30 protein-coding genes are annotated in these 25,876 nt (G+C 70.9%); 20 read left to right on the forward strand and 10 right to left on the reverse strand.

The genetic code is table 11. The annotated features are described in order from the left end of the window. The first annotated feature begins 72 nt into the window (after positions 1-72). Positions 73-618: an NUDIX hydrolase gene (locus tag ABZ386_RS22170; RefSeq protein ID WP_010045251.1), complete on the forward strand. Its 546-nt coding sequence runs from the start codon at positions 73-75 to the stop codon at positions 616-618. A gap of 1 nt (position 619) precedes the next feature. On the opposite strand, the gene ABZ386_RS22175 is transcribed toward ABZ386_RS22170, so the two are convergent. Continuing rightward, positions 620-877 carry a hypothetical protein gene (locus ABZ386_RS22175; RefSeq protein ID WP_114251021.1) on the reverse strand — a complete coding sequence of 86 codons (258 nt, stop codon included), beginning with the start codon at positions 875-877 and terminating at the stop codon, positions 620-622. Positions 878-1,095: 218 nt separating this feature from the next. Between ABZ386_RS22175 and ABZ386_RS22180 the strand changes: the two genes are divergently transcribed. After that, positions 1,096-1,326: a hypothetical protein gene (locus tag ABZ386_RS22180; protein ID WP_355727045.1), complete on the forward strand. Its 231-nt coding sequence runs from the start codon at positions 1,096-1,098 to the stop codon at positions 1,324-1,326. Between the two features lie 21 nt (positions 1,327-1,347). On the opposite strand, the gene ABZ386_RS22185 is transcribed toward ABZ386_RS22180, so the two are convergent. Continuing rightward, on the reverse strand, positions 1,348-2,223 hold the full coding sequence (locus tag ABZ386_RS22185) for a 3-hydroxybutyryl-CoA dehydrogenase (RefSeq protein ID WP_358965620.1): 876 nt from the start codon (positions 2,221-2,223) through the stop codon (positions 1,348-1,350). A gap of 174 nt (positions 2,224-2,397) precedes the next feature. On the opposite strand from ABZ386_RS22185, the gene ABZ386_RS22190 reads away from it, so the two are divergent. Further along, positions 2,398-3,633: a family 10 glycosylhydrolase gene (locus tag ABZ386_RS22190; protein ID WP_358965621.1), complete on the forward strand. Its 1,236-nt coding sequence runs from the start codon at positions 2,398-2,400 to the stop codon at positions 3,631-3,633. A 1-nt stretch (position 3,634) separates the two neighbouring features. Here the strand turns inward: ABZ386_RS22190 and ABZ386_RS22195 are convergent, their stop codons facing one another. Further along, on the reverse strand, positions 3,635-3,835 hold the full coding sequence (locus ABZ386_RS22195) for a DUF1918 domain-containing protein (protein WP_114251017.1): 201 nt from the start codon (positions 3,833-3,835) through the stop codon (positions 3,635-3,637). Between the two features lie 91 nt (positions 3,836-3,926). Next, entirely contained in the window at positions 3,927-4,847 is a 921-nt protein-coding gene (locus tag ABZ386_RS22200) for a DMT family transporter (protein ID WP_358965622.1), read from the reverse strand. On the opposite strand from ABZ386_RS22200, the gene ABZ386_RS22205 reads away from it, so the two are divergent. The 3 genes from ABZ386_RS22205 to ABZ386_RS22215 all read left to right on the forward strand — a co-directional run bounded on the left by ABZ386_RS22205 (position 4,846) and on the right by ABZ386_RS22215 (position 7,430). Continuing rightward, a complete protein-coding gene (locus tag ABZ386_RS22205) occupies positions 4,846-6,282 on the forward strand; it encodes a PLP-dependent aminotransferase family protein (RefSeq protein ID WP_351342641.1) in 1,437 nt (478 codons plus the stop codon). The genes ABZ386_RS22200 and ABZ386_RS22205 overlap by 2 nt on opposite strands. Positions 6,283-6,322: 40 nt before the next feature. Then, complete coding sequence (locus tag ABZ386_RS22210) at positions 6,323-6,763, forward strand: GNAT family N-acetyltransferase (RefSeq protein WP_356502219.1); 441 nt, start codon at positions 6,323-6,325, stop codon at positions 6,761-6,763. 73 nt (positions 6,764-6,836) lie between these two features. After that, positions 6,837-7,430: a histidine phosphatase family protein gene (locus ABZ386_RS22215; RefSeq protein WP_351342637.1), complete on the forward strand. Its 594-nt coding sequence runs from the start codon at positions 6,837-6,839 to the stop codon at positions 7,428-7,430. Here the strand turns inward: ABZ386_RS22215 and ABZ386_RS22220 are convergent. Continuing rightward, positions 7,412-7,852, reverse strand: a complete 441-nt coding sequence (locus ABZ386_RS22220) for a DUF6314 family protein (RefSeq protein ID WP_351342635.1) — start codon at positions 7,850-7,852, stop codon at positions 7,412-7,414. The genes ABZ386_RS22215 and ABZ386_RS22220 overlap by 19 nt on opposite strands. A gap of 134 nt (positions 7,853-7,986) precedes the next feature. Between ABZ386_RS22220 and ABZ386_RS22225 the strand changes: the two genes are divergently transcribed. From ABZ386_RS22225 to ABZ386_RS22245, 5 genes are all read left to right on the forward strand, one after another. Beyond that, positions 7,987-10,470 carry an alpha-L-arabinofuranosidase C-terminal domain-containing protein gene (locus tag ABZ386_RS22225; RefSeq protein ID WP_358965624.1) on the forward strand — a complete coding sequence of 828 codons (2,484 nt, stop codon included), beginning with the start codon at positions 7,987-7,989 and terminating at the stop codon, positions 10,468-10,470. Between the two features lie 111 nt (positions 10,471-10,581). Next, the gene (locus ABZ386_RS22230; RefSeq protein WP_351342631.1) at positions 10,582-11,466 is read left to right on the forward strand and encodes a LysR family transcriptional regulator; all 885 of its coding nucleotides are present in this window, start codon (positions 10,582-10,584) and stop codon (positions 11,464-11,466) included. A gap of 73 nt (positions 11,467-11,539) precedes the next feature. Beyond that, positions 11,540-12,598 (forward strand): tartrate dehydrogenase, encoded by a 1,059-nt coding sequence (locus ABZ386_RS22235; RefSeq protein WP_351342629.1) that lies wholly within the window; start codon positions 11,540-11,542, stop codon positions 12,596-12,598. A gap of 38 nt (positions 12,599-12,636) precedes the next feature. Beyond that, positions 12,637-13,773, forward strand: a complete 1,137-nt coding sequence (solA, locus tag ABZ386_RS22240) for an N-methyl-L-tryptophan oxidase (RefSeq protein ID WP_355724353.1) — start codon at positions 12,637-12,639, stop codon at positions 13,771-13,773. A 41-nt stretch (positions 13,774-13,814) separates the two neighbouring features. Further along, positions 13,815-14,495, forward strand: coding sequence for a haloacid dehalogenase type II (locus ABZ386_RS22245; RefSeq protein ID WP_358965626.1), 681 nt, complete (start codon positions 13,815-13,817; stop codon positions 14,493-14,495). A 213-nt stretch (positions 14,496-14,708) separates the two neighbouring features. Here the strand turns inward: ABZ386_RS22245 and ABZ386_RS22250 are convergent, their stop codons facing one another. Then, positions 14,709-14,846, reverse strand: a complete 138-nt coding sequence (locus ABZ386_RS22250) for a hypothetical protein (protein WP_351348787.1) — start codon at positions 14,844-14,846, stop codon at positions 14,709-14,711. A 38-nt stretch (positions 14,847-14,884) separates the two neighbouring features. Here ABZ386_RS22250 and ABZ386_RS22255 point away from each other — a divergent pair, with 38 nt between their 5' ends. From ABZ386_RS22255 to ABZ386_RS22270, 4 genes are read left to right on the forward strand one after another with little or no spacing between them, the layout of a single operon-like run. After that, complete coding sequence (locus tag ABZ386_RS22255; RefSeq protein ID WP_351348784.1) at positions 14,885-15,148, forward strand: ABC transporter permease subunit; 264 nt, start codon at positions 14,885-14,887, stop codon at positions 15,146-15,148. Beyond that, entirely contained in the window at positions 15,145-15,834 is a 690-nt protein-coding gene (locus tag ABZ386_RS22260) for a hypothetical protein (protein WP_358965683.1), read from the forward strand. Before ABZ386_RS22255 ends, ABZ386_RS22260 begins: the two co-directional genes overlap by 4 nt. Next, positions 15,822-16,175, forward strand: coding sequence for a cupin domain-containing protein (locus tag ABZ386_RS22265; RefSeq protein ID WP_351348781.1), 354 nt, complete (start codon positions 15,822-15,824; stop codon positions 16,173-16,175). Before ABZ386_RS22260 ends, ABZ386_RS22265 begins: the two co-directional genes overlap by 13 nt. 5 nt (positions 16,176-16,180) lie before the next feature. Continuing rightward, complete coding sequence (locus ABZ386_RS22270) at positions 16,181-16,447, forward strand: hypothetical protein (RefSeq protein ID WP_351348778.1); 267 nt, start codon at positions 16,181-16,183, stop codon at positions 16,445-16,447. Between the two features lie 176 nt (positions 16,448-16,623). Here ABZ386_RS22270 and otnI read toward each other — a convergent pair whose 3' ends face one another. The 4 genes from otnI to ABZ386_RS22290 all read right to left on the reverse strand — a co-directional run bounded on the left by otnI (position 16,624) and on the right by ABZ386_RS22290 (position 20,637). Next, positions 16,624-17,436 (reverse strand): 2-oxo-tetronate isomerase, encoded by an 813-nt coding sequence (gene otnI / locus ABZ386_RS22275; protein WP_358965628.1) that lies wholly within the window; start codon positions 17,434-17,436, stop codon positions 16,624-16,626. Positions 17,437-17,471: 35 nt separating this feature from the next. Beyond that, a complete protein-coding gene (locus ABZ386_RS22280) occupies positions 17,472-18,164 on the reverse strand; it encodes an aspartate/glutamate racemase family protein (RefSeq protein ID WP_351348772.1) in 693 nt (230 codons plus the stop codon). 161 nt (positions 18,165-18,325) lie between these two features. Further along, on the reverse strand, positions 18,326-19,189 hold the full coding sequence (locus ABZ386_RS22285; RefSeq protein WP_358965630.1) for a class II fructose-bisphosphate aldolase: 864 nt from the start codon (positions 19,187-19,189) through the stop codon (positions 18,326-18,328). Further along, positions 19,189-20,637 (reverse strand): four-carbon acid sugar kinase family protein, encoded by a 1,449-nt coding sequence (locus tag ABZ386_RS22290; protein ID WP_358965632.1) that lies wholly within the window; start codon positions 20,635-20,637, stop codon positions 19,189-19,191. The genes ABZ386_RS22285 and ABZ386_RS22290 overlap by 1 nt, the downstream gene beginning before the upstream one ends. 390 nt (positions 20,638-21,027) lie before the next feature. On the opposite strand from ABZ386_RS22290, the gene argC reads away from it, so the two are divergent. Genes argC through ABZ386_RS22315 form a run of 5 tightly spaced genes read left to right on the forward strand, consistent with a single transcriptional unit; the run spans position 21,028 to position 25,858 of the window. Further along, positions 21,028-22,056, forward strand: coding sequence for an N-acetyl-gamma-glutamyl-phosphate reductase (argC, locus tag ABZ386_RS22295; protein WP_351348763.1), 1,029 nt, complete (start codon positions 21,028-21,030; stop codon positions 22,054-22,056). Continuing rightward, positions 22,053-23,204, forward strand: coding sequence for a bifunctional glutamate N-acetyltransferase/amino-acid acetyltransferase ArgJ (gene argJ / locus ABZ386_RS22300; RefSeq protein WP_351348760.1), 1,152 nt, complete (start codon positions 22,053-22,055; stop codon positions 23,202-23,204). The genes argC and argJ overlap by 4 nt, the downstream gene beginning before the upstream one ends. Beyond that, positions 23,201-24,109, forward strand: a complete 909-nt coding sequence (gene argB / locus ABZ386_RS22305) for an acetylglutamate kinase (protein WP_355717503.1) — start codon at positions 23,201-23,203, stop codon at positions 24,107-24,109. Before argJ ends, argB begins: the two co-directional genes overlap by 4 nt. After that, on the forward strand, positions 24,106-25,305 hold the full coding sequence (locus ABZ386_RS22310) for an acetylornithine transaminase (RefSeq protein WP_358965634.1): 1,200 nt from the start codon (positions 24,106-24,108) through the stop codon (positions 25,303-25,305). Before argB ends, ABZ386_RS22310 begins: the two co-directional genes overlap by 4 nt. A 7-nt stretch (positions 25,306-25,312) precedes the next feature. Further along, positions 25,313-25,858 (forward strand): arginine repressor, encoded by a 546-nt coding sequence (locus tag ABZ386_RS22315; RefSeq protein ID WP_031114708.1) that lies wholly within the window; start codon positions 25,313-25,315, stop codon positions 25,856-25,858. Positions 25,859-25,876: the final 18 nt, after the last annotated feature.

Genomic DNA, 25,876 nt, shown 5'->3' on the forward strand with positions numbered 1-25,876 from the left:
CCTCCTGTGCGCCTGCTGTCCCTACGTCCCTGCTGCGATATTGCCCCTTACTCGACGGAAGGTGGCAGAACCGTGCAGTGGACGAAACACAACGAACAAAGTGTGTACTCAAACCGCTGGTTCAGCGTCAATCTCGCGGATGTCGAACTGCCGGACGGCCGGCACCTCGACCACTTCCTCATACGGCTGCGGCCGGTCGCCGTGGCCACGGTGGTGAACGAGGCCAACGAGGTGCTGCTGCTCTGGCGGCACCGCTTCATCACGGACAGCTGGGGGTGGGAACTCGCGGCCGGAGTGGTCGAGGACGGCGAGGACGTCGCCCGCGCGGCCGCCAGGGAACTGGAGGAGGAGACCGGCTGGCGGCCGGGACCCCTGCACCACCTCATGAGCGTGGAGCCGTCCAACGGGCTCACCGACGCCCGGCACCACGTGTACTGGGCCGACGAGGGCGAGTACGTCGGGCACCCCGTGGACGACTTCGAGTCGGACCGCCGGGAATGGGTGCCCCTCAAGCTCGTCCCCGACATGGTCGCCCGCGGGGAGGTCCCGGCCGCCAACATGGCGGCCGCGTTACTTCTGCTGCACCATCTCAGGCTCGGTCAGGACACATTGCCCTGAACTAGTGTCCCAGCGCCTGCCAGATCGCGACGACGAGGGCACCCACGGCGGTGAGGGCGGCGACCGCGGGCAGCGGCCAGCGCGCGTGCTCCAGCGTGTGGATCCGGGTATTGAGTTCCTCGATCTCCTTGGCGGTCTCCTCGGTGCGGTGACGGAGCAGCGCCAGGCCGCCCTCGACGCGGGCGTACGCCACATCGAGGCGGCGTCGTAACTCTGCGAGTTCTCCATGAACGACCGGATGCTCGGGATCGACGGTCACGAGTCCGTTCCTTTCCGTAGTCGTTGCACATCCCTTGCATGCGCTGAGGAGTCAACTCGCCTGGTGGGCGCCTGGGGAGAGTGTGCGGAGGGCATATGCGAGCCCGCCGCGCACACGGTGTGTGAATGCCGCGGGCCCGGCACCCGATCCGGTGCCGGGCCCGCCGGTTGGCCGAAACCTGACCCACCGTAACCGGCCTGCGGGGGTACTCGGGCCGCATGACGAAGGGGCAGAAGAACGCGGCGTACGCGCTGGCGCTCTACGCGCTGCTGGTCGTGGTGTTCCGGTACGCCTCCGGCGGCATGGGATGGGGCACGGCGCTGCTCATCGCTCTCGTGGCCACTCCGCTCGCCCTGTGGATGGGATGGCTGCGCCGCCGGCTCAACGAGCAGGCGGCGGAATGGGGGCGCCGCCGGTTCCGGCCGTGGCCGGAGGAGCGGCGGCGCTGAGGCGGGGTGCGACCCGGGCGGTCAGCCGTACGTGTAGAAGCCCGAGCCCGTCTTGCGGCCCAGGCGGCCCGCGTCGACCATGCGCTGGAGCAGCGGGGGAGCGGCGTACAGGGGCTCCTTGTACTCCTCGTACATCGACTGCGCGACCGAGGCGACCGTGTCCAGGCCGATCAGGTCGGACAGCTTCAGCGGGCCCATCGGGTGGGCGCAGCCCATCTCCACGCCGTTGTCGATGTCCTCGCGGCTGGCGATGCCGGTCTCGAACATGCGGATCGCGGAGAGCAGGTACGGGATCAGCAGCGCGTTGACCACGAAGCCGGAGCGGTCCTGGGCGCGGATCGCGTGCTTGCCCAGCAGCTTCTCCGTGAACAGCTGGGCGCGGCTGATCGTGCCCTCGGACGTGGTGAGCGCCGGGATCAGCTCGACGAGCTTCTGTACCGGGGCCGGGTTGAAGAAGTGGATGCCGATGACCTGGTCGGGCCGCGCGGTCGCCACCGCCAGCTTCACCAGCGGGATGGAGGAGGTGTTGGAGGCCAGGATCGCGTCCGGCCGGGTCACGACCTGGTCGAGCACCTGGAAGATCTCGGTCTTGACCTGCTCGTTCTCGACGACGGCCTCGATCACCAGGTCACGGTCGGCGAACTCGCCGAGGTCCGTGGTGAAGCTCAGCCGGGCCTGCGTGGCCTCGAGCTCCTCCTCGGTGATCTTGCCGCGCTCGGTGGCCTTGGCCAGGGAGTTGAACAGCCGGGTGCGGCCGATCTCCAGGGCTTCGCCGGTGGTCTCGGCGACCATGACGTCCAGGCCGGCCCGGGCGCACACCTCGGCGATCCCCGCGCCCATCTGACCGCAGCCCACGACTCCGACGCGTGCAATGTCTCCCGCTGGGATGTCCGTCACATCGTCCCTTTCGCTGCTGATCCACGACCGGGCAGGTCCGCCGGATCCCGGTGCCTGCTCCGTTCGTGCACGTTACTCCCAAGTATCGATGATCGATCGCGGGGGTCGGGTCCGCGTCGGGCATGCTGGGCCCGGAGCGATCCGCGACCGGGCGGATCCGCGGCTTTTTGGGGCATGCGGATGGGACGAGTCTCACGCAGGGCGTTCGCGGTGGCGGCGCTGTCGGCTTTCACGATGATGCCTCCGGCGTCGGCCGCCTCCGGGCACCGGGGCGGGGCGCCGGTCGCGCAGATGCGGGGCGTCTGGCTCGCGACCGTGGCCAACCGGGACTGGCCCTCGAAGCCGGGGCTGACCGCGGCGCAGCAGCGCTCCGAACTCCTCACCCACCTCGACACGGCCGTCCGCAGTCGGCTCAACACCGTGTTCTTCCAGGTCCGGCCCGCAGCGGACGCCCTGTGGCCCTCCCCGTACGAGCCGTGGTCGCAGTACCTCACCGGCACCCAGGGCAAGGACCCGGGCTGGGACCCGCTGGGCACGGCCGTCGAGGAGGCCCACGCCCGTGGCCTGCACCTGCACGCCTGGTTCAATCCGTACCGGGTCGCCGCGCACACCGACCCGACCCGGCTCGCCGCCTCGCACCCCGCCCGGAAGAACCCCGAGTGGGTGGTGGCGTACGGCGGGAAGCTCTACTACAACCCGGGGCTGCCCGAGGTCCGGGTGTTCGTGCAGGACGCGATGCTCGACGCGGTGGCGAAGTACCCCGTCGACGGCGTCCACTTCGACGACTACTTCTACCCCTACCCCGTGGCGGGCCAGAGCTTCGACGACGACGCGGCCTACGAGGAGCACGGCTCCGGCTTCCCGGACCGGGCCGCCTGGCGGCGGGACAACATCGACCGGCTGGTGCGGGAGACGGCGGCCCGCATCAAGGAGGTCCGGCCGGGCGCCCGCTTCGGCATCAGCCCCTTCGGCGTGTGGCGCAACGCCGCGACCGACCCGCTCGGCTCGGACACGCGGGCGGGTGTGCAGACGTACGACGACCTGCACGCGGACACGCGCACGTGGGTGCGCGAGAGCTGGATCGACTACATCGTCCCGCAGCTCTACTGGAACATCGGGTTCGCCGCCGCCGACTACGCGAAACTCCTGCCCTGGTGGGCGGAGGTCGCGCGCGGCACCTCGACGCAGCTCTACGTGGGGGAGGCGCTGTACAAGGCCGGTGACCCCGCGCAGCCCGCGGCCTGGCAGGACCCGGCCGAGCTGTCCCGGCACCTGACGCTCGCCGGGGAGCACGCGCAGGTGCGCGGGCACGTCTTCTTCGCCGCCAGGGAGGTGGCGGCCGATCGGATCGGGGCGATGGCGAGGGTGGTCGCCGACCACTACGGGCAACCGGCGAACCCCCCGCGCTGAATCACGGCCCGGTGGTCGTCTCGCGGTGGCGGATCTCGGTGTCGGGTCCCGGCGAGCACACACCCTCGTGCCCGTCCTCGAACCGGACGCGGTACGGGGGGTTGCCCTCCGCGCCCAGCACTTCGACGATCTCGCCGACCTTGTCGTGCTGACCGACCACCCTGCCGTGCTGGACAAGCTGGTCGCCCACGGTTGCGCGCATCTGGGGCCTCCTCACGAGGTGCGGAGCAGCGGTCCGTGGCCTTGAGTCTACGGCGGGGGACGCGGATCGGCAGGGGCCGTACGCCGCCTGCTCAGCCGCGCGCCCGTTGTGTGACGGCGATGCAGACCAGCACCGCGGCGGCCGTCAGCGGGGCGGCCACCGCCAGGTGCTCGCCCAGCAGCAGCACCGACCACACCAGTGTGAGCAGGGGCTGGGCCAGCTGCAACTGGCTGGCCTTCGGGATGCCGATGGCCGCCATGCCCCGGTACCAGACGACCAGCCCGAGGAACTGCGAGCCCGCGGCGACCCAGAGCAGTCCGGTGACGCTGTGCGCGGTGAGCTGCACGGGTTCCCGCGCCAGGGCGAACGCGGCGACGGGCACGGTCAGCGGCAGGCACAGCACCAGCGCCCAGCCGATGACGTGCCAGCCCGGCATGACCCGGGCCAGCCGGCCGCCCTCGGTGTAGCCGGCCGCGCACACCAGCAGCGCCGCGAAGAGGTACAGGTCGGCCGTGGTCAGGGCACCGCCGCTCTGCTGCACGGTGAAGGCCAGCACCGCCGCCGCGCCCGCGAGGGCCGCGGTCCAGAAGGTCCGCGAGGGCCGGGTGCCGACGCGCAGGGCGGAGCAGAGCGCGGTGGTCAAGGGGAGCAGGCCGACCACGACGGCGGCGTGCGCGGTGGTCGAGGTCTCCAGCGCGAGCGTGGTCAGCAGCGGGAAGCCGAGGACGACACCGGCCGCGACGACGGCGAGGCCCGGCCAGTGACGGCGGGCGGGCACCGGTACGCGCAGCACGAGCAGGGCACCGCCCGCGATCACCGCGGCCAGGACGCTGCGCACGGCGACCAGCGACCAGGGCCCGAAGCCCTCCAGCCCCCAGGCGGTGGCCGGGAACGTGAGGGAGAAGGCGACGACGCCGAGCGCGGCCTGGAGGGTGCCGAAGCCGGGGCGGTCCCGGCCGGGGGTGGCGACTGCTATCGGAGGTGCGGTAGTAGCGCTACTCTGTACTCTCATGCAAGAGCGTAGCAGTGTGGGTGAACTGGCGGAACAGTTGCGGCGGGAGCTCGACCGCTACTCTCCGGGTGGAAAGCTGCCGTCGAGCCGGGCCCTCGTCGAGCGGTTCCGGGTGAGTCCCGTGACCGTCTCGCGGGCCCTCGCGCAGCTCGCCGCCGAGGGACTGGTCGTCACCCGCCCCGGCGCGGGCGCCTTCCGCGCACAGCCCCGGACGGCACCGGCCCCCGCCGGGGACACCTCCTGGCAGGAGGTCGCGCTCAGCGCGGACGGCGCCGCGGACCTCGTACCGCGCTCGGTGGACGCCTCCGGGGTGCTGGTGTCCCTGGCCGCCCCGCCGCCCGGCGTGATCGAGCTCAACGGCGGCTATCTGCACCCGTCGCTCCAGCCCGAGCGGGCGATGGCCGCCGCCCTGTCGCGGGCCGGGCGCCGCCCGGGCGCCTGGGGGCGTCCGCCCATGGAGGGGCTGCCCGAGCTGCGCGAATGGTTCGCGCGGAGCATCGGCGGCTCCGTCACCGCCGCCGAGGTGCTGGTGACCGCGGGCGGACAGTCCGCGCTCACCACCGCCCTGCGCGCCCTCGCCCCGCCCGGCGCCCCCGTCCTGGTCGAGTCCCCGACCTACCCCGGCATGCTCGCCATCGCCCGGGCCGCGGGCCTGCGCCCGGTGCCCGTCCCGGTGGACGCCGACGGTGTGCGACCGGAGCTGCTCGCCGACGCGTTCCGGGCCACCGGCGCCCCGGCCTTCGTCTGCCAGCCGCTCTTCCAGAACCCCACCGGCGCCGTGCTCGCGCCCGGGCGGCGCGCCGAGGTGCTGCGCATCGCCCGCCAGGCCGGGGCGTTCGTCGTCGAGGACGACTTCGTACGACGGCTCGTGCACGAGGACGCGGGGCCGCTGCCGCGTCCGCTGGCCGCCGACGACCCCGACGGCGTCGTCGTCCACGTCTCCTCGCTGACCAAGGCGACCTCGCCGAGCTTCCGGGTCAGCGCCCTCGCCGCGCGCGGCCCGGTGCTGGAGCGGCTGCGCGCCATCCAGGTCGTCGACACCTTCTTCGTGCCCCGGCCGCTGCAGGAGGCCGCGCTCGAACTCGTCGGCTCGCCCGCCTGGCCGCGCCATCTGCGGGCCGTCGCCGCGGAGTTGAAGGCACGCCGGGACACGATGACCGCCGCGCTGGCGCTGCACCTGCCGGACCTGACGCTGCCGCACACCCCGTCCGGCGGCTACCACCTGTGGCCGCGCCTGCCCGACGGCACCGACGAGGCGGCCCTGGTGGCCGCCGCCCTGCGCGCCGGCGTCGCGATCACCCCCGGCCGCCCCTACTTCAGCGCCGAGCCGCCGGCCGCCCACGTCCGGCTGAGCTTCGCCGCGGTCGCGGGCACCGGGGAGATCACGGAGGGGGTACGACGGCTGCGGACGGCCTGCGACGAGGTGCGGCGATAACCGCTCGACGCGTCCGAGGACGGCCTGCGAGCATCCCTCCATGAGCGCCACGCCGAGCCTGCCCGAGGGCTACGAGATCTCCACCGACCCCGCCCGCGTCGACGCCGAGCGCGTCCACCGCTGGCTGTCCACCGACGCGTACTGGGCGCTGGGCCGCCCCCGCGAGACGCAGGACCGGGCGATCGAGGGCTCGCTCAACTTCGGCGTGTACGACAGGGCGTCGGGGGAGCAGGTGGCGTACGCCCGCGTCATCACGGACCGGGCGACCTTCGCATGGCTGTGCGACGTGTACGTCGACCCGTCGGTGCGCGGCAAGGGCGTCGGCACCGCGCTGGTGGCGGCCGTACGGGAGGAGCTGCGGGGGTACGGGGTGCGGCGGGTCCTGCTCGCCACGCTCGACGCCCACGGGGTCTACGCGAAACACGGATTCGCCGCGCTGGAGCGCCCCGAGGACTGGATGGCGCTCATATTCGAGCGGTGAGCCACGACCCACCCTGGGTAACTCCCAGGTAACACCTCTTGACCTGCGCACTTGCTGCGCAGACCATCACCGCATGCCACTGAGGGTCACGTTCGTCGCCGCCGCGCGCAGCGCACCGCTGCTCGCCGAGCGTTTCGAGGACGACCGGCCGCTGGACCAGGCCGGCTGGGGCGAGGTGGAGCGCGTCGCCCACGAGCTGCTGCCGCTCGCCGCCGCGGAGCTGCGCTACTGCTCGCCGGCCCCGCGCAGCCGGGCGACGGGGGAGGGGCTCGGGTACGCGCCGCTGGTGCAGCTCGGCCTGCGCGACTGCGACATGGGCCGGTGGCGCGGGCTGACCCTGGGCGAGGCGATGGCGCGGGAGCCGGCGGCCGTGGACGCCTGGCTCGCCGACCCACTGGCCACACCGCACGGCGGTGAGTCGCTGGTGGACTTCATCGCCCGGGTCGGCGGCTGGCTCGACACCCGGCCCGTGGAGGACGGCTGCCGGGTGGTGGCGGTGGCCGAGCCGTCCGTGATCCGGGCCGCGCTGGTGTACGCCCTGAAGGCACCCCCCGCGACGTACTGGAACATCGACGTCCGCCCGCTGTCGACGACCTCGGTGACGGGCCGCGCGGGGCGCTGGAACCTGCGGTTCGACGGTTCCTCCGCTCAGCCCTCGCGTACGTAGTCGGTGGCCAGCACCAGGTCCTTGGCAGGTCCGCGCACGCGCCACACCGTCCGCCAGCGGTCCGCGTCGATCACCGTGAACTCGCCGCGGTAGAGGTCCGCCGCACAGGGGTGGTCGGCGACGTGCCGGCCGGATGACAGGTCCAGGTCGTGGAAGGGCCGCCCGTCCGCGAACCGCACGTCCGCCGTGCCGCCCGGGCCCGGCAGGAACCGCAGCGTCCGCTCGGCGGGCCGGGTGACGCCCTGCCAGACGAAGGTGCCGGACTCGTGGTGCAGCAGCCCGCCGTCCTCCTGCGCGTCGAAGCGGGTGCCGCCGGTGAACTCGCCCTCCGCGCCGGTCGCGAGATCCCGCACCGAACGCGTCACGCGCCAGTGCCCGGCCAGATACGCCAGCACGTCCGGCACTGGCCAGAACTCGCCCATCCCGTACCGCTCTCCGTCCCAACCGTTGCTGCGCGACCCATTGACGCGCCTCGGCCCCCTCCCTATCTTGCCGTTCGAAGTACTGATCAATGTCTGATATTTCGAACACTCCTCTAGAGAGCCGCGGAGTATCCATGCCACGCACCGCCCGCACCCGATGGAGACTGGGTCTGACGACCACCGCACTCCTGACGGCGGCAGCCCTCGTACCGGCCCCCGCGCACGCCGAGGACGTCACCGACTACGCGATCACCGTCGACCCGTCCGCCCAGGGCGCGAAGATCGACGACACGATGTACGGCGTCTTCTTCGAGGACATCAACCGGGCCGCCGACGGCGGCCTCTACGCCGAACTCGTGCAGAACCGCTCCTTCGAGTACTCCACCGCCGACAACGGCTCCTACACGCCCCTCACGTCCTGGACGGTCGGCGGCACGGCCCAGGTCGTCAACGACTCGGGCCGGCTCAACGAGCGCAACCGCAACTACCTCTCCCTGGGCGCCGGTTCGTCCGTCACCAACGCCGGCTACAACACCGGAATCCGGGTCGAGCAGGGCAAGAAGTACGACTTCTCCGTGTGGGCCCGCGCCGAGAGCGGCAGCACGCTCACCGTCTCGCTGAAGGACGCCGCGGGCGGCCTGGCCACCGCCCGCCAGGTCGCCGTGCGGGGCGGCTGGGCCAAGTACAAGGCCACCTTCACCGCCACCCGCACCAGCAACCGCGGCCGGCTGGCCGTCGCCTCGACGAACGCCGCCGCGCTCGACGAGATCTCGCTGTTCCCGCGCGACACCTACAAGAACCAGCCGAACGGCCTGCGCAAGGACCTCGCCGAGAAGATCGCCGCCCTGAAGCCGGGCTTCGTGCGCTTCCCCGGCGGCTGCCTGGTCAACACCGGCTCCATGGAGGACTACAGCGAGGCCTCGAACTGGCAGCGCAAGCGCAGCTACCAGTGGAAGGACACCATCGGTCCCGTAGAGCAGCGCGCCACGAACGCCAACTTCTGGGGCTACAACCAGAGTTACGGCCTCGGTTACTACGAGTACTTCCGCTTCTCCGAGGACATCGGCGCCATGCCGCTGCCCGTCGTCCCCGCCCTGGTGACCGGCTGCGGCCAGAACAAGGCCACCGACGACGACGCCCTGCTCAAGCGGCACATCCAGGACACCCTCGACCTCATCGAGTTCGCCAACGGCCCGGCGACCTCCACGTGGGGCAAGGTACGCGCGCGGATGGGCCACCCCAAGCCGTTCCACCTGACCCACATCGGGGTCGGCAACGAGGAGAACCTCCCGCGCGAGTTCTTCGCCCGCTTCGAGCAGTTCCGGGCCGCCATCAAGGCGAAGTACCCGGACATCACCGTCATCTCCAACTCGGGCCCGGACGACGCCGGCACGACCTTCGACACCGCCTGGCAGCTCAACCGCGAGGGCAAGGTCGACATGGTCGACGAGCACTACTACAACAGCCCGAACTGGTTCCTGCAGAACAACGACCGCTACGACTCCTACGACCGCAAGGGCCCCAAGGTCTTCCTCGGTGAGTACGCCTCCCAGGGCAACGCCTGGAAGAACGGCCTCGCCGAAGCCGCGTACATGACCGGCCTGGAGCGCAACGCGGACATCGTCAAGCTCGCCTCGTACGCCCCGCTGCTCGCCAACGAGGACTACGTGCAGTGGCGGCCGGACATGATCTGGTTCAACAACCGGGCCTCCTGGAACTCGGCCAACTACGAGGTCCAGAAGCTGTTCATGACCAACGTCGGCGACCGCGTGGTGCCCTCGAAGGCCACCACCACGCCGAACGTCAGCGGCCCCATCACCGGCGCCGTCGGCCTGTCGACGTGGGCGACCAGCGCCGCGTACGACGACGTCAAGGTCACCTCCGCGGACGGCTCGACCCTGCTCAGCGACGACTTCTCCGGTGACGCCTCGAAGTGGACCACCAGCGGCCGGGGCAGCTGGAGCATCCAGGACGGGCAGTACGTCCAGACCGACACGGCCGCCGAGAACACCATGGTCACGGCGGGCGACCCGGCCTGGAAGGACTACGACCTGCATGTGAAGGCCACCAAGAAGTCCGGCAAGGAGGGCTTCCTCGTCGCCTTCGGCGTCAAGGACACCGGCAACTACTACTGGTGGAACCTGGGCGGCTGGAACAACACCCAGTCCGCGATCGAGCAGGCCGTGGACGGCGGCAAGGGCACGCTGATGACGAAGGCCGGGTCGATCGAGACGGGCCGGGCCTACGACATCGACATCAAGGTCCGCGGCCGGCAGGTCACCCTCTTCCTCGACGGCAAGGAGTGGGGCAGCTTCAAGGACGACAAGCCGGCCGAGCCGTTCCGCCAGGTCGTGACCAAGGACGCGAAGACCGGTGACCTGATCGTCAAGGTCGTCAACGCCCAGTCCGCCGAGGCCCGCACGTCCGTCGACCTGGGCGGCGCGAAGGTCGCCTCCACCGCCCGCGTGACCACGCTGGCCGCCGACCAGGACGCGGTGAACACGGAGACGGACACGCCGGTGACTCCGGTGACGTCAACCTTCCGGGGTGTGGCCGGGAAGTTCACCTACACGTTCCCGGCGAACTCCGTCACGTTCCTGAGGATCAAGCAGAGGTAGCACCCGTCTCTCCTCGTGGGCCGCTGTCCTCCGGGCAGCGGCCCACGTGACCGAGACTGCCGGGGAGCGGCGGTACGGACCGCAATGTTCCGGAACGGTGCAGTATTGAGTGTGGACATTCGGCAACTGGAGTACTTCCTTGCGATTGTTGATCGTGGGGGGTTCAACCGCGCGGCGTCGGCTCTGTACGTGTCCCAGCCGTCGCTGTCGCAGGCCGTGCGGGCGCTGGAGCGTGATCTCGGCTCCGAGCTGTTCCATCGCATCGGGCGCAGGGCCGTGCTGACGGAGGCCGGAAGGGCCCTGATCGAGCCTGCCCGGGAGGCCGTGCGGAGTCTGGAGACGGCGCGGGCGAGTGTCGCGGCGGTGCATGAGCTGCGTGAGGGGCGCCTGGACGTGGCGTCGATGCCCTCGCAGGCGGTGGAGCCGCTGACGAGCTTGGTGAGTGCCTTCAGCCGCCGTTACCCCGGTGTCTCCGTGACGATCAATGCGGCGTTCACGTCGCGTGATGTGATCGACATGGTGCGCACGGGCGCGGTGGAGCTGGGGCTCCTGGCGTCCGCCGGTCCTCTTTCCGACAAGGAGGTCGTCTCCTATTCGCTGGGGCGGCAGCGTTTCGTGCTGGTGGTGCCGGCCGACGGCCCGTTCGCCGGACGGACGGCGGTGGAGTGCCGGGAGCTCGCGGGACAGCGGCTGATCGTCGGGCAGTCGGGTACCGGGATGCGGGCCTACGTCGACGCGCTGGGGGAGCAGGGCATCGAGTTCACCGTCGCGGTCGAGACCGAGCACCGGGTGTCGCTGATGCCCCTGGTACTGGCCGGGGTCGGGCTCGCGGTGGTCACGGACTCCTGGCGGGACCTCGCCGCGCGGCTGGGCGCCCGCGTCCTGGACATCGAGCCGGAGAGCACCTTGGACATCGCCCTCGTCGCCCGCCGCGGCATCCTGTCGCCCGCGGCCTCGGCGTTCGTCGCGGCCGCGACCTCGGCCGCCGACAGCTGATAGGTACGGCTTATAAGGGAGATCCGCTTTGCGTCTTGGACGCCCTGCGGACCGCCCTGCTGCAATCGTCGGCATGACGAAGAACCACCGCATTGCCCTGATCCCGGGCGACGGCATCGGCGCCGAGGTACTGCCTCCGGCACAGCAGGTGCTCGACGTCGTCGGCCGCCGCCACGGTTTCGGCCTGTCCTACACGTCGTACGACTGGTCGTGCGAGCGGTACCTGCGGGAGGGCGCCATGATGCCCGCCGACGGGATCGACCAGCTGCGCGACAAGGACGCGATCCTGCTGGGCGCGGTGGGATACCCGGGGGTGCCCGACCATGTCTCGCTGTGGGGGCTGCTGATCCCGATCCGGCGCGAATTCCGCCAGTACGTCAACCTCCGGCCCATCCGTGTCTTCGAAGGCATCGACAGTCCGGTGCGCGGCGCACGGCCGGGCGAGGTCGATGTCGTCGTCGTGCGCGAGAACACGGAAGGCGAGTACAGCGAGGTCGGCGGCCGGCTCAACCGCGGTTTCCCGGACGAGATCGCCGTGCAGGAGGCCGTGTTCACCCGGGCCGGCGTCACCCGCGTGCTGGACTACGCCTTCACGCTCGCCTCCCGGCGCGGCGGCCGCCTGACCTCCGCGACCAAGTCGAACGGCATCGTGCACACCATGCCGTTCTGGGACCAGCTCGTCACCGAGCGGGCCGCCTCGTTCCCGCAGGTCGCCTGGGACCAGGAGCACATCGACGCCCTCGCGGCCAAGTTCGTCCTCGACCCGGCCCGTTTCGACGTCGTCGTCGCCTCCAACCTCTTCGGCGACATCCTCAGCGACCTCGCGGCGGCCGTCGCCGGATCCATCGGCATCGCTCCGGCGGCCAACCTCAACCCCGAACGGGACTTCCCCTCGATGTTCGAGCCGGTGCACGGATCCGCACCCGACATCGCCGGCAAGGGCATCGCCAACCCGCTGGGCGCGATCTGGTCCGCGGCCATGATGCTCGACCACCTCGGCCATCCCGCCGCGGCCAAGGACATCACGGACGCGATCGCCTCGATCCTGGCCAAGACCGACATCCGCACCCGGGACCTGGGCGGAACGGCGACCACCGCCGAGTTCACCGACCAGCTGATCGAACTCCTCTGAGTCATCTCCCCCCCCCGCCGGAAGAAAGGAGCGACCTCATGAGCATCCCGAAGCGCATCGCCGTGATCGGCGCCGGCAGCATGGGCAGCCAGGCCATGTGGCGACTGGCCGCCCGGGGAGCCGAGGTCATCGGCTACGACCGGTACGCGCCGGGCCACGACCGCGGCGCGGCCGGGGGCGAGAGCCGTATCTACCGAGCCGCCCACCTCGGCGAGCCGGGGTACATTCCGCTGCTGCGGCTGGCGGACCGGATGTGGGAGCAGCTCCAGACGGAGACGGGCCGGTCGCTGCGACGCCGCAGCGGCAGCCTCGTGATGGGAGAGGCCTCCTCACCGTCCATGCGCCTCCTCCTGTCCACCAGCGCCGCCCAAGGGCTGGATCACGAGGTCCTGGACCGGGAGGAACTCGCCCGCCGCTACCCGCAGCACCGGCTCCCGGAGGGACACACCGCCGTCCTCGACCGGTTGGGCGCCGTCATCAGACCGGAGGCGTCGATCCAGGCGGCCGCGGCCCGTGCCGAGCAGCTGGGTGCCCGGCTGCACCGCTACACCACGGTGCGCGGGGTCCTCCCCGCGGCGGGCGGCGGGGTGCGGGTCGTCACCGACCAGGGCACGGACCACGTGGACGCCGCCGTGGTGACCGCGGGCCCCTGGATCAACACCCTGCTCCCGGACCTCCCGCGGACCATCGACGTCCGCCGGGTGATCTGCTCCTGGCACCTGCCCACCCGCCACGACTGGTTCGCGGGCGGTGCCCCTTCCTTCGTGCGCGCCACGCCCCACGACTGCTTCGGAATCCCGTCGCCCGACGGCATCTCCGTCAAGCTCGGTCTCTCCTTCAAATACCACGCGCCGGTGCCCGAGCCCGAACGGCTCGACCGTACGGTCCGCCCCGAGGAACTCGGCATCTTCCGTGAGCTCATCGGTGAACTGATGCCCGACCTGAACCCCGACCCCATCAGGGTGTCGGCCTACATGGAGGGCTACACGGAGTCCGGAAACCCGCTCGTCGGTCATCTCCCCGGCGAGGACGACATCATCGTCCTGGCCGGGTTCTCCGGCAGCGGCTTCAAGCTCTCGCCCGCGATGGGTGAGATCGCCGCCGACCTGGCGCTCGACGGCACCACGGACCACCCCATCGGCTTCCTCTCCCCGGCCGGCACCAGCGCCGTTTGATCCCCGTTCCGTCCCCCCCAAGCACAGAGTGGAGCACTTCCATGCCCATTCCCTCGTTCCAGTTCCGTCCGAAGTACGTCTCGTTCGACTGCTACGGCACGCTGATCGAGTGGCCGATGACCCCGATCACGCGTGAGCTGGTCGGCGACCAGATCCCGGCCGAGCAGTGGGACCAGTTCGTCAAGGAGTTCCGCGGCTACCGCTACGACCAGGTCTGCGGCGACTACTACCCCTACGAGCAGGTGTTGCAGGACTCCTTCGAGCGGGTCTGCCGCAAGTGGGGCATCAAAGCGACCCCGGACGCGGGCAAGCGGCTCGCCGACGGCGTGCGCAGCTGGGGCCCGCACGCGGACGTTCCTGAGCCGCTGAAGAAGATGGGCGAGAACTACAAGCTGGTCATCCTCTCCAACGCCGACGACTCGTTCCTCCAGGAGAGCGTGCCCCGGCTCGGGGCGGACTTCCACGCGGTCTTCACCGCCGAGCAGGCCGGCTACTACAAGCCCCGCTACGCCGCGTTCGAGTACATGCTCGACCAGCTCGACGCGTCCCCCGAGGACTTCGTGCACGTCTCCTCGCACACCCGCTACGACCTGATGCCGATGCACGACATGGGCTTCCGCAACCTCGTCCTGCTGGACCGCGGCTGCGACCCGGTGACCCACGGCTACGACTACGTGACCGTCAAGTCCCTGGACGAGCTCAACCAGATGCTCGGCATCTGACGCGCGACGCGCACCCGCTCACTCAGCACCTTCTTCCCGACAGGCGCCCGGTCTCGCATGGCCGCCCATGAGCCCTGCGCGTTCCCGGGCGCCGGCTGACGACGTCCCACCCCCCGGGTCCGCGGCGAGCACGGCCCTGGGCACGCTTTTGGGGCTGGTGCTGGCGGTGATGCGGATGTCGCACCAGCGACCGGTCTCCGGGCTGGCCCAGCTCTACATCGCCTTCTTCCGGGGCACCCCGGTGCTCGTGCAGCTGATCTTCTGGTTCAACATCGCGGCGCTGTACCCGGACATCTCCATCGGCATCCCGTTCACCGACATCTCCACGCCGGTCAACGTGAACGCGATCATGACCCCGATGACCGCCGCGGTTCACCAAGCTCCGGCATGTGATCATCCCGCAGACCATGCCGGCGGTCATTCCGGCCACCGGCAACCAGGTGATCGGCATGCTCAAGGAGACCTCGCTGGTGAGCGTGCTCGGCCTCGCCGACCTGCTGAACAGCGCACAGTCGATCTACGCCCGCAACTACCAGACGATTCCGCTGCTGATCGTGGCCAGCCTCTGGTACCTGATCATGACGCTGGTGCTGAGCGTGCCGCAGTCCATGATCGAGCGCCGTTTCTCCCGCTCGACCCGGGCGCGGCTGTGAACGCCGACGGAACGATCGTCGCACGCAAACTGTGCAACCACGCCGTCCGCCCCAGGCGGCTGGCCGAGCAGCGCACCCGCATCGGCATGGTGTTCCAGCAGTTCAACCTGTTCCCGAACATGACCGCCGAGGACAATGTCATGTCCGGACCGGTGCTGGTGAAGCGGAAGGCCCGCGTGGCGATCGCCCGCGCGCTCGCGATGGAACCCACCATCATGCTGTGCCGCCGTTGCGGCGGCCCAGGTGAACGCCACGGTCCTGCGGAACACACCCGTGGACGGCATCACCGAAAACCAAACGGATTCCCTGAGCTTTTCACCGAGGACGGTCATTCCCTCCGCGGTTCGCTGGACGAGAACAGCAGGGTCTACTGCGCCACCGGGTTCTCCGGAAAGGGCTTCAGACCGTCGACGGAATGGACTGCGGGAGCACACGGCGGAGGTCTCAGTATCTCCCCGGGTCGGGAGGGCTGGGAATGCCGCCTGCCGGCCCCGAGCTTGACACAACGTCCGATCACCGTGTCCGCAACGGACAGATCACGCGTGGGCTCCGTGCGGGGTGTCGGAGAGACTCGACGCACAGCAACAGGATTGTCGGGCCCGTCAGGCCACCGGCACCGCTTGGTATGTCCGTTCCCGATTCATGTCGTTCCCGAAAGAGTAAAGGAAGAAGCGTGTCGCTTCTGAAGACCATCGATCCCAACCCCTCCTTCGCACCCCAGGAGTCCGGCCCGCTGCCGGAGCGCCTGATTTCCGGTGACCCGACGTACAAGACCTGGGCCCAGGACGCCGCCCGCGAGGGAACGATCAAAACGGGCGTCTGGGAAGCGACGCCCGGCGAGACGCGCTCGATCAAGGGCGAGCTCTTCGAGTTCTGCCACATCCTTTCCGGCGTCGTCGAACTCACGCCGGAAGGCGGCGAGCCGGTGATCTACAAGGCAGGCGACAGCTTTGTCATGAAGCCGGGCTACGTCGGTGTCTGGAAGACCATCGAAACCGTGCGCAAGATCTACGTGACCGTGTCGTAACCCCGATGGCGCAGGTTGCTCTCGTCATCGGGACCTCAGAATGCGGCCGGCTCGACGGCATGGTCCGGGCCGACCGTGCGAAGCACCGTAAGGGCAGCGGTACGCACCACAAGCCGAAGGCCACCGGCAACAACCCGGTGGTGGCGTTCGGGGCCGAAGTCGACGACGCGGGGTACTGGACGCCGTCGTCCAGTACCGCCGGGCTCGGCCCCTGCGACACGCAGCTGCCTCGACCGTTCGCCGCCGTGGCGCTCGCCCGGCCCGGCGCGTAGCCCACGACGTTGACGCTCAGCCGAGGTCGAGCGGATCGGTCGCCACAGGCGCGTCCAACGGCACGAACCGGTCCGGGAGCACCAGCCGGTCGACCGGTGCACGACGGAGCGTTGGCGCCTTCAGCAGTGGGGCGACATGTCGTCCCAGGAAGCCGAAGCCGGCCGCGATGACATCCTCATGCGCTTTTCCCTCGGCGGCTGCGGTAGTCGTTGAGCCAGCCAAGACCTTCGCTCGTGCCGGCGCGGGGGTTGTACTCGCAGCCGATCCACCCGTCGAAGCCCAGCTCGTCGACCACGTCGAGCAGGTGGCGGACGTTGAGCTCACCCCGGTTGGGCTCACCCCGGTCGGGCACGCCCGCGATCTGCAGATGACCGACCCGGCCGGTCGGCAGGTCGCGGCGCAGGGTCGTGGTGAGGTCGCCCTCGACGATCTGGCAGTGGTAGAGGTCGAGCTGCACCTTGAGATTCGGGGCACCCACCTCCTGCACCACGGCGTGGGCCTCGGCCTGGGTGCTCAGGAAGTATCCGGGCATGTCGCGGCCGTTGATCGACTCGATCAGGATGTCGACGCCCGCCGCGGCGGCCCGTTCCGCGGCCCGGGCCAGGTTGGTCAGGTAGGTGTCGCGGTGCTTGGCCCGTTCGGCCGGTGTCGCGTCCTGCCGGACCAACCCGGCCATCAGGTGCACCCTCGGGCAGCCCAGCGCCGCCGCGTACTCCAGCGCCCGGTCGACCCCGGAACGCACCTCCGCCTCGCGTCCGGGCAGCGCCGCCGTCCCGCGCTCTCCGGACTCCCACGCTCCGGGAGGTGCGTTGAAGAGCGCCTGCTCGAGGCCGTGGTCGTCGAGCCGGCGGCGCAGCTCGGCGGCGTCGTAGGCGTAGGGGAAGAGGTACTCGACGGCCTGGAAGCCGTCGGCGGAGGCCGCGGCGAAGCGGTCGAGGAAGTCGTGCTCGTTGTACATCATGGACAGGTTCGCTGCGAACCTCGGCATGCTGGCTCCTGTGGTTCGGCCGGGGACGGCCAGGGTCAGTGGTGGACGACGTGCTGCTCGTTCAGTACACGCACCGCGTCCTCCGTGCCGCTGCGCGGGCTGGAGAGCACGGGCTTGCCGACGGTTTCGGCGATCGCGGGAGCCAGCCGTGCCATGGAGGCCTGGGCCAGCACGATCGCGTCGACCTCGGTGGCCAGCGCCCGTGCCCCGTCCAGCACCATCGCGTCGTGGCGATCGCGGTCACCGGACATCAGCACCGAGAAGGCACCCTCGCACAGCCACTCCTGGACGGTGATGTCGCGGCCGGCCGCCCGGGCTTTCTCCTCGACGAGGGCACGGGTGGGCGGCAGCGTCGTGGGGACCGTGGCCAGAACGCCGATGGCGTTGGCCGTCTCGACCGCTGACGCGGTCATCGCGTCGTCGATCTTGACGATCGGGACGGAGACCAGGCGTCGGGCCACGTCGATGGCCGGACCGACCGAGGAGCAGGCGGAGAGGATGACGTCGGCGCCCGCGGACTCCGCGGCCTGGGCCAGGTGCAGCATGCGCTGCGTGCTGGCAGGTGAGACCTCACCGTCGCGCACCACGGCTGCGAGCACGTCGCTGTCGACGAAGTGCAGGACCTTGGCGTCAGGCGCGAGTTCCGCGAGGTACTGGTTGATGACCGAATCGGGGTCGACGAACAGCAGGCTGGTGTGCAGCACAGCGATCGAGGAAGCGGTGGGCATGGTGCCTCCAACAGGGTGCGGTGTCGGCCGGCGTGCCCAGGTGGGCACGAGAGCAGGGGACGGAGCGGTGCGAGCCGCGCGCAGCGCGCACGGCAGGGGAGGGTGGACGCCTTTGTGTCCGCCGGTGCGGTGCGGCTTCAGGCGGCGGGGACGAGTTCAGGTCATGCGTCTGCCCCCGCGGGGCAGGGGCTCAGGCGGCCGATGACCTCCAGGGCGGCGTCCCGGACCGCGTCGCGGCCGGCCGCCCACAGGGAGACGACGTCGGAGCCGGGCAACGCGGACGGGAGGGTCACGCGGGTGGCCTCCAGACAGGCGCGGCGCAGTTCGGCGTTGACGTTGACCTTGGCGACGCCTCGCGCGAGGGCGCCGTGCAGCTCCTCGACGGGCAGGCCGCTGGCGCCGTGCAGGACGAGCGGGACCGGTACGGCCTCGTGGATCGCGGCCAGCCGCTCCAGGTCCAGGCGGACCGGGTGCTTGGTGAAGCCGTGGACGTTGCCGACGGCGACGGCGAGCGCGTCCACGCCCGTCGCGGCCACGAATTCGGCCGCCTGCTGCGGGTCGGTCATCGCCGTGCTCTGCGCGACGGCGTCGGTGGAGACGTCTTCGTCACCGGGCAGGGCGCCGAGTTCGGCCTCCACCCAGGCGCCGTGGTCGCGGGCCCGGCGGACCGCCTCCTTCGTCACGGCGATGTTCTCGACGAACGGCAGGTGGGAGCCGTCGACCATGACGGAGGTGTAGCCCGCCTCCAGGCAGACCGTGATCTCGTCCAGGTCCCGGCCGTGGTCGAGGTGCACACCGAGCGGGGCCGTGGAGCGTGCGGCGGCGTCCAGCGCCAGTCGTATCAGGGCCTCACGGCCGGCGTGCTTGAAGGGACCGGAGCCCGCCTGGATGATGACCGGCCGTCCGGCGGCCTCGGCGGCGGCCGTGAGGCCCTGGACCGTCTCCAGGTTGTAGGCGACGAACCCGGGCAGGGCGTGACCGGCGGCCGCGGCCTCCTTCAGGGCATCGGTTCCACGCACCAGCATCAGGCACTCCGGAGCAGGTCGAGGGCGTCGGCGAGGGCGTCGGGGCCCCCGACGTTCCCGGCGAAGACGATGTAGGGGATGCCGGCGGCGGGGCCGTCCACGGGCTCCCAGAGCGAGACGATGCCCGGCAGCAGCGTGCCCCGGGCCCAGGCGCGGCGGATCCGGAGGCCGTGGGTGGCGGTGTCGCTGGAGGTGATACCGCCCTTGGCGACGACGAAAGCGGGCCGCCGGGCGGCGTTGACCTGGCGCACGGCCTGAACGAGCGCGGCGGAGACCCGCCGGGAGATCGCCAGACTGTCGTCCGCGTCGGTACCCGTCACCAGCACGCGAGAGGTACGGATCACGGCGTCGGCCGAGTCCAGCGCGCCGTCGGCCGCGGCCGCGACCTCGGCGATGTGGGCGTCACGCCGCTCCTCGTCGAGCAGCAGGGCCACGTCCAGCTCGTACTCGGCGATCCCGCCGCGCTCCCGCAGCCGCTCCAACTGCCGTGTGGTCAGCGCGACATGAGAGCCCACGACGATGAGACCGTGCGGTGCGTCGCCGCGCGGCGGACGCAGTTCGGCCGGGGTGAGCGGTGCCCGCCCGGCCTGTCCGGCGCGGGCCCTGACGAAGGACGGCCCGACCCGGTACAGCAGCCGCGTGCCGTTCTCCTCCGCCTCGGCGAGGGCCAGGGCCAGCACCCGCAGATCGTCGTCGCACACCGCGTCGACCACGGCCGTACGTCCGCCGCGCAGCGAGGACAGCAGCCGCGCCGTGTGCGCCGGGCCGCCGCCGCGCAGGTCGTCGAGGGTGACGCGCAGGACGTCGTCCGCGGGCACGCGTCCGCCCGTCTTCTCCTCGACCCACTCGGGCAGCGAGGAGCTGCGGTAGCCGAAGGTGGCGTCACGGGCGAACTCGCTCATCCCGACCGGGAGCAGCCCCTCTGCCGTCCGCATCCAGTGGCGGGAGCCGACGGTCAGCCGGCCCGCCTCGATGTAGGCGGGGACCAGCACGACGCCGTCCGGAGCTGTGCCGTCCAGCTCGGTCAGCTCTTCGGCGAGGATGTCGGTCTCCAGCGGGAAGTGGCCGCGCAGCGTGGAGTCGCCGCGGCTGGCCAGGACGTAGCCGGTGTCCTCGGCCGCCGACGCCGCGTGCAGGGCGCGGACCACCTCGCGGTTGCGGGCGGCGGCGTCCTCGGGGGACAGGCTGCGGGTGTTGGTGAGGACGAAGAAGACGGCGCTGTCCTGGCGCAGCGCCCAGCGCAGGTCGTCCACCGTCCAGGACGTCAGGACGGGCACGTCGGCGACCGTCTGGGTGCCGGTGGGATCGTCGTCGAGGACGACGAGACGAGGGCCGCCGGATATGCGGGCGGCCACTTCCGCGGCACTCACCTCGCGGACTGGAGGCAGCCCTTCCAGCACCGCTGCCTCGGGGACGGGCCGCGTCTGGGCATGGAGGGGTAGGGACATGGCGAATTCCTGCTCCGTTACGGGTAGTCAGGGTGAACGTCAGGTCGCTTCGCTCTTGATCACGTCACACCAGGGCTTGACCGGGTCCCGGGCGCGTGGGGTGCGGCAAGAGGGCGAGCGAGCACGACCCGCCAGGGCGGTGCGGACCCGATGCCCTCACCTGGGGCGAGGGCGAGGCGGTGGTTCTGGTTCGTCATACGGCCGATTGCAGCAGCGGGCCGGGCAGCGCGTCCAAGACCCAATCCCGATGTGCCTTATAAGGCGGCCCTATAAGGCGATCTCACAACAGCTGACGCGATGAAGTGCTGACGACCCAGCCGCGAGTCACCGAACAGATTGCATAAACGTGCAGCGAAACGTATAGTCATGCCCTCTGAGGAGGAGGATTCCATGGCGGTACGTGCGGCAGTGGCCGGAGCGAGTGGATACGCGGGCGGGGAACTGCTGCGTCTGCTCCTGGCCCACCCCGAGGTCGAGATCGGCGCCCTGACCGGCAACTCCAACGCCGGGCAGAAGCTCGGTGCGCTCCAGCCGCACCTGCTGCCCCTGGCCGGCCGCGTGCTCCAGGAGACCACCCCCGAGGTCCTCGCCGGTCACGACGTCGTCTTCCTCGCGCTGCCGCACGGGCAGTCCGCCGCCGTCGCCGAGCGGCTCGGGCCCGACGTGCTGGTGATCGACATGGGCGCCGACTTCCGGCTCACCGACGCCGCCGCCTGGGAGAAGTTCTACGGCTCGCCCCACGCCGGAACCTGGCCCTACGGCCTCCCCGAACTGCCGGGTGCCCGCGCTGCGCTGGAGGGGTCCAAGCGCATCGCGGTACCCGGTTGCTACCCGACCGCCGTCACCCTGGCCCTCTTCCCGGCCTACGCCGCCGGGCTGGCCGGGCCCGAGGCCGTGATCGTCGCCGCCTCCGGCACGTCCGGCGCGGGCAAGGCGCCCAAGCCCCACCTGCTGGGCAGCGAGGTCATGGGCTCGATGTCCCCGTACGGCGTCGGCGGCGGGCACCGGCACACGCCCGAGATCACCCAGAACCTCAGCGCGGCCGCCGGCGAGCCGGTCACCGTGTCCTTCACGCCGACCCTCGCGCCGATGCCCCGCGGCATCCTCGCCACGTGCAGCGCGAAGGCGGCCGACGGCGTCACCGGCGAGTCCCTGCGCGCCGCCTACGAGAAGGCCTACGCCGACGAGCCCTTCGTGCACGTGCTCCCCGAGGGGCAGTGGCCCGCCACGGCGTCCGTCTACGGTTCGAACGCCGTTCAGGTGCAGGTCGCGTACGACGAGACCGCCGGACGGATCATCGTGATCAGCGCCATCGACAACCTCACCAAGGGCACCGCGGGCGGTGCCGTCCAGAGCATGAACATCGCCCTGGGTCTCGACGAGACCACCGGACTGACGACGATCGGAGTTGCGCCGTGAGCGTGACGGCAGCGAAGGGATTCACGGCGGCGGGCATCGCCGCCGGGATCAAGGAGAACGGCAACCCGGACCTGGCCCTCGTGGTCAACAACGGCCCCCGCCGCGCCGCCGCCGGCGTCTTCACCTCCAACCGCGTGAAGGCCGCCCCGGTGCTGTGGTCCGAGCAGGTCCTCAAGAGCGGCCAGGTGTCCGCCGTCGTCCTCAACTCCGGCGGAGCCAACGCCTGCACCGGGCCGAAGGGCTTCCAGGACACGCACGCGACGGCCGAGAAGGTCGCCGAGGTCCTCGGCCGGGGCGCCATCGAGGTCGCCGTCTGCTCGACCGGCCTCATCGGCGTCCTGCTGCCGATGGACAAGCTGCTCCCGGGCGTCGAGCGGGCCGCCGAGGCGCTGAGCGAGCACGGCGGCGAGAAGGCCGCCATCGCCATCAAGACCACCGACACCGTCCACAAGACGTCCGTCGTGACGAAGGACGGCTGGACCGTCGGCGGCATGGCCAAGGGCGCGGGCATGCTCGCCCCCGGCCTCGCCACCATGCTCGTCGTCCTCACCACCGACGCGGACCTGGACGACGACGTACTCGACAAGGCCCTGCGCGCGGCCACCCGCACGACCTTCGACCGCGTCGACTCCGACGGCTGCATGTCCACCAACGACACCGTGCTCCTGCTCGCCTCGGGCTCATCGGGCATCACCCCCGCCTACGAGGAGTTCGCCGAGGCCGTACGGCAGGTCTGCGACGACCTCGGCCAGCAGCTCATCCGGGACGCCGAGGGCGCCAGCAAGGACATCAAGGTCGAGGTGATCAACGCCGCGACCGAGGACGACGCCGTCGAGGTGGGCCGCTCCATCGCCCGCAACAACCTCCTCAAGTGCGCCATCCACGGCGAGGACCCCAACTGGGGCCGGGTGCTCTCCGCCATCGGCACGACGAGTGCCGCCTTCGAGCCGGACCGGCTCAACGTCGCCATCAACGGCGTCTGGGTCTGCAAGAACGGCGGCGTCGGCGAGGACCGCGAGAAGGTCGACATGCGCTACCGCGAGGTGCACATCGTCGCCGACCTCGCCGCCGGGTCCGAGACCGCCACCATCTGGACCAACGACCTCACCGCCGACTACGTCCACGAGAACAGCGCCTACTCGTCATGAGCACCACGCGTAAACACACCGCCCTGCCCAAGGCCCAGATCCTCATCGAGGCGCTGCCCTGGCTCGTCCGGCACAACGGCAAGACGGTCGTCATCAAGTTCGGCGGCAACGCCATGATCGACGAGGACCTCAAGGCCGCCTTCGCCCAGGACGTCGTCTTCCTGCACCACGCCGGCCTCAAGCCGGTCGTCGTGCACGGCGGCGGACCGCAGATCAGCGCCGCCCTCGACAAGCACGGCATCGTCAGCGAGTTCAAGGCGGGCCTCAGGGTGACCACCGAGGACGCCATGGACGTCGTACGGATGGTGCTGGCCGGGCAGGTGCAGCGCGAGCTGGTCGGGTTGCTCAACCAGCACGGGCCGCTCGCCGTCGGCCTGACGGGCGAGGACGCGCACACCATCACCGCCACCAGGCACCAGCCCGAGATCGACGGCGAACTCGTCGACATCGGGCGGGTCGGCGAGATCACCGCGATCGACACGGGCGCGATCGAGGCCCTGCTCGCCGACGGCCGCATCCCGGTCGTGTCCTCCATCGCCCGCTCCCAGGACGACGGACATGTCTACAACGTCAATGCTGATACGGCGGCTGCGGCACTCGCTGCTGCACTGGGCGCCGAAACCCTCATGGTCCTCACGGACGTCGAGGGCCTCTACGAGGACTGGCCGAACAGCGACGAGGTGATCAGCCGCCTCACCGCCTCCGAGCTGGAGCGGCTGCTGCCGGACCTGTCCTCCGGCATGGTGCCGAAGATGGAGGGCTGCCTGCACGCCGTGCGCAACGGCGTCACCACCGCCCGCGTCATCGACGGCCGGGTCCAGCACTCGATCCTGCTGGAGATCTTCACCGACGAGGGAATCGGCACGATGGTCGTGCCCGACGAGCAACAGGGGGATGCCGTATGACCGCCCAGCAGGAGTACGCCGAGCGGTGGCAGGGCGCGCTCATGAACAACTACGGCACCCCGCTGCTGCCCCTGGCACGCGGCGAGGGCACCCGGGTCTGGGACGCCGACGGCAACCCCTACCTCGACTTCGTCGGCGGTATCGCCACCAACGCCCTCGGCCACGCCCACCCGGCGGTGGTGGAGGCCGTGACCCGGCAGATCGGCTCCCTCGGCCACATCTCCAACTTCTTCATGGCCGAGCCGACCGTCGCCCTCGCCGAGCGGCTGCTGCGCCTCTTCGGCCGGGACGGCAAGGTCTTCTTCTGCAACTCCGGCGCCGAGGCCAACGAGGCCGCTTTCAAGATCGGCCGGCTGACCGGCCGGACCCACATCGTGGCCACCGAGGGCGCCTTCCACGGCCGGACCATGGGCGCACTGGCGCTGACCGGCCAGCCCGGCAAGCGGGAGCCGTTCCTGCCGCTGCCCGGTGATGTCACCTACGTGCCGTTCGGCGACGCGCAGGCCCTGGCCGCCGCGGTCACCGAGGAGACCGCGCTCGTCATCCTGGAGCCGATCCAGGGCGAGCTGGGCGTGGTCGTCCCGCCGGCCGGCTACCTCAAGGCCGCCCGGGCGATCACCGCCGCCAACGGGGCCCTCCTGGTCCTCGACGAGGTGCAGACCGGCATCGGCCGGACCGGGCACTGGTTCGAGTACCAGGCCCACGAGGGCGTGCTGCCCGACGTCGTCACCCTGGCCAAGCAACTCGGCGGCGGGCTGCCGCTGGGCGCGACCGTCGCCTTCGGGCGCGCGGCCGACCTGCTCCAGCCCGGCCAGCACGGCACGACGTTCGGCGGCAACCCCGTCGCCTGCGCCGCCGGGCTCGCCGTCCTCGACACCATCGAGAACGAGGGGTTGCTGGAGAACGTCAAGCGCCAGAGCGAGAGGTTGCGGGACGGAATCGAGGGCCTCGGTCACCAGTTGATCGATTTCGTCCGGGGCGCGGGTCTCCTCCTGGGTATCGTGCTCACCGAGCCGGTCGCGGCGCAGGTGCGCCAGGCGGCTCAGGAGGCCGGTCTCCTGGTGAACGTGCCCGCCCCCGATGTCGTCCGGCTGATGCCGCCGCTGAACCTCCGCGACGACGAGGTGGACGCGTTCCTGGGCGCGCTGCCCGGCATCCTCCAGGCAGTGAACGGGGACGGACGATCCGGGGAATGAGACGACGATGAGCCAGGCGCAGGACCACGAGCAGCCGGGGGCGAACGGGCCCGCCGTGCCGCAGACCCGCACCGCACGCCACCGCCGGATCGTGGACATCCTCAACCGGCAGCCGGTGCGGTCGCAGAGCCAGCTGGCGAAGCTGCTCGCCGACGACGGGCTGAGCGTCACGCAGGCGACGCTCAGCCGGGACCTGGACGAGCTGAACGCGGTGAAGATCCGCAACACCGACGGCGACCTGATCTACGCGGTGCCGAGCGAGGGCGGTTTCCGCACGCCCCGGGCTCCGCTCGGCGGGTCGGCGAAGGAGGAGCGGATGCGGCGGCTCTCGCAGGAGCTGCTGATCTCCGCGGAGGCCTCGGCGAACCTCGTGGTCCTGCGTACCCCTCCGGGGGCCGCGCAGTTCCTGGCCTCGGCCATCGACCAGGCCGAGCTGCACGACATCCTGGGGACGATCGCCGGTGACGACACGTTGCTGCTGATCAGCAGGGAGCCGACGGGTGGGCAGGCGCTGGCGGATCATCTGCTGAGGCTGGCGCAGAACGGGCACTGAGTGCTCGTCGCCGGGTGC

This window comes from Streptomyces sp. NPDC006140 (assembly GCF_040628815.1).
Classification (GTDB): domain Bacteria; phylum Actinomycetota; class Actinomycetes; order Streptomycetales; family Streptomycetaceae; genus Streptomyces.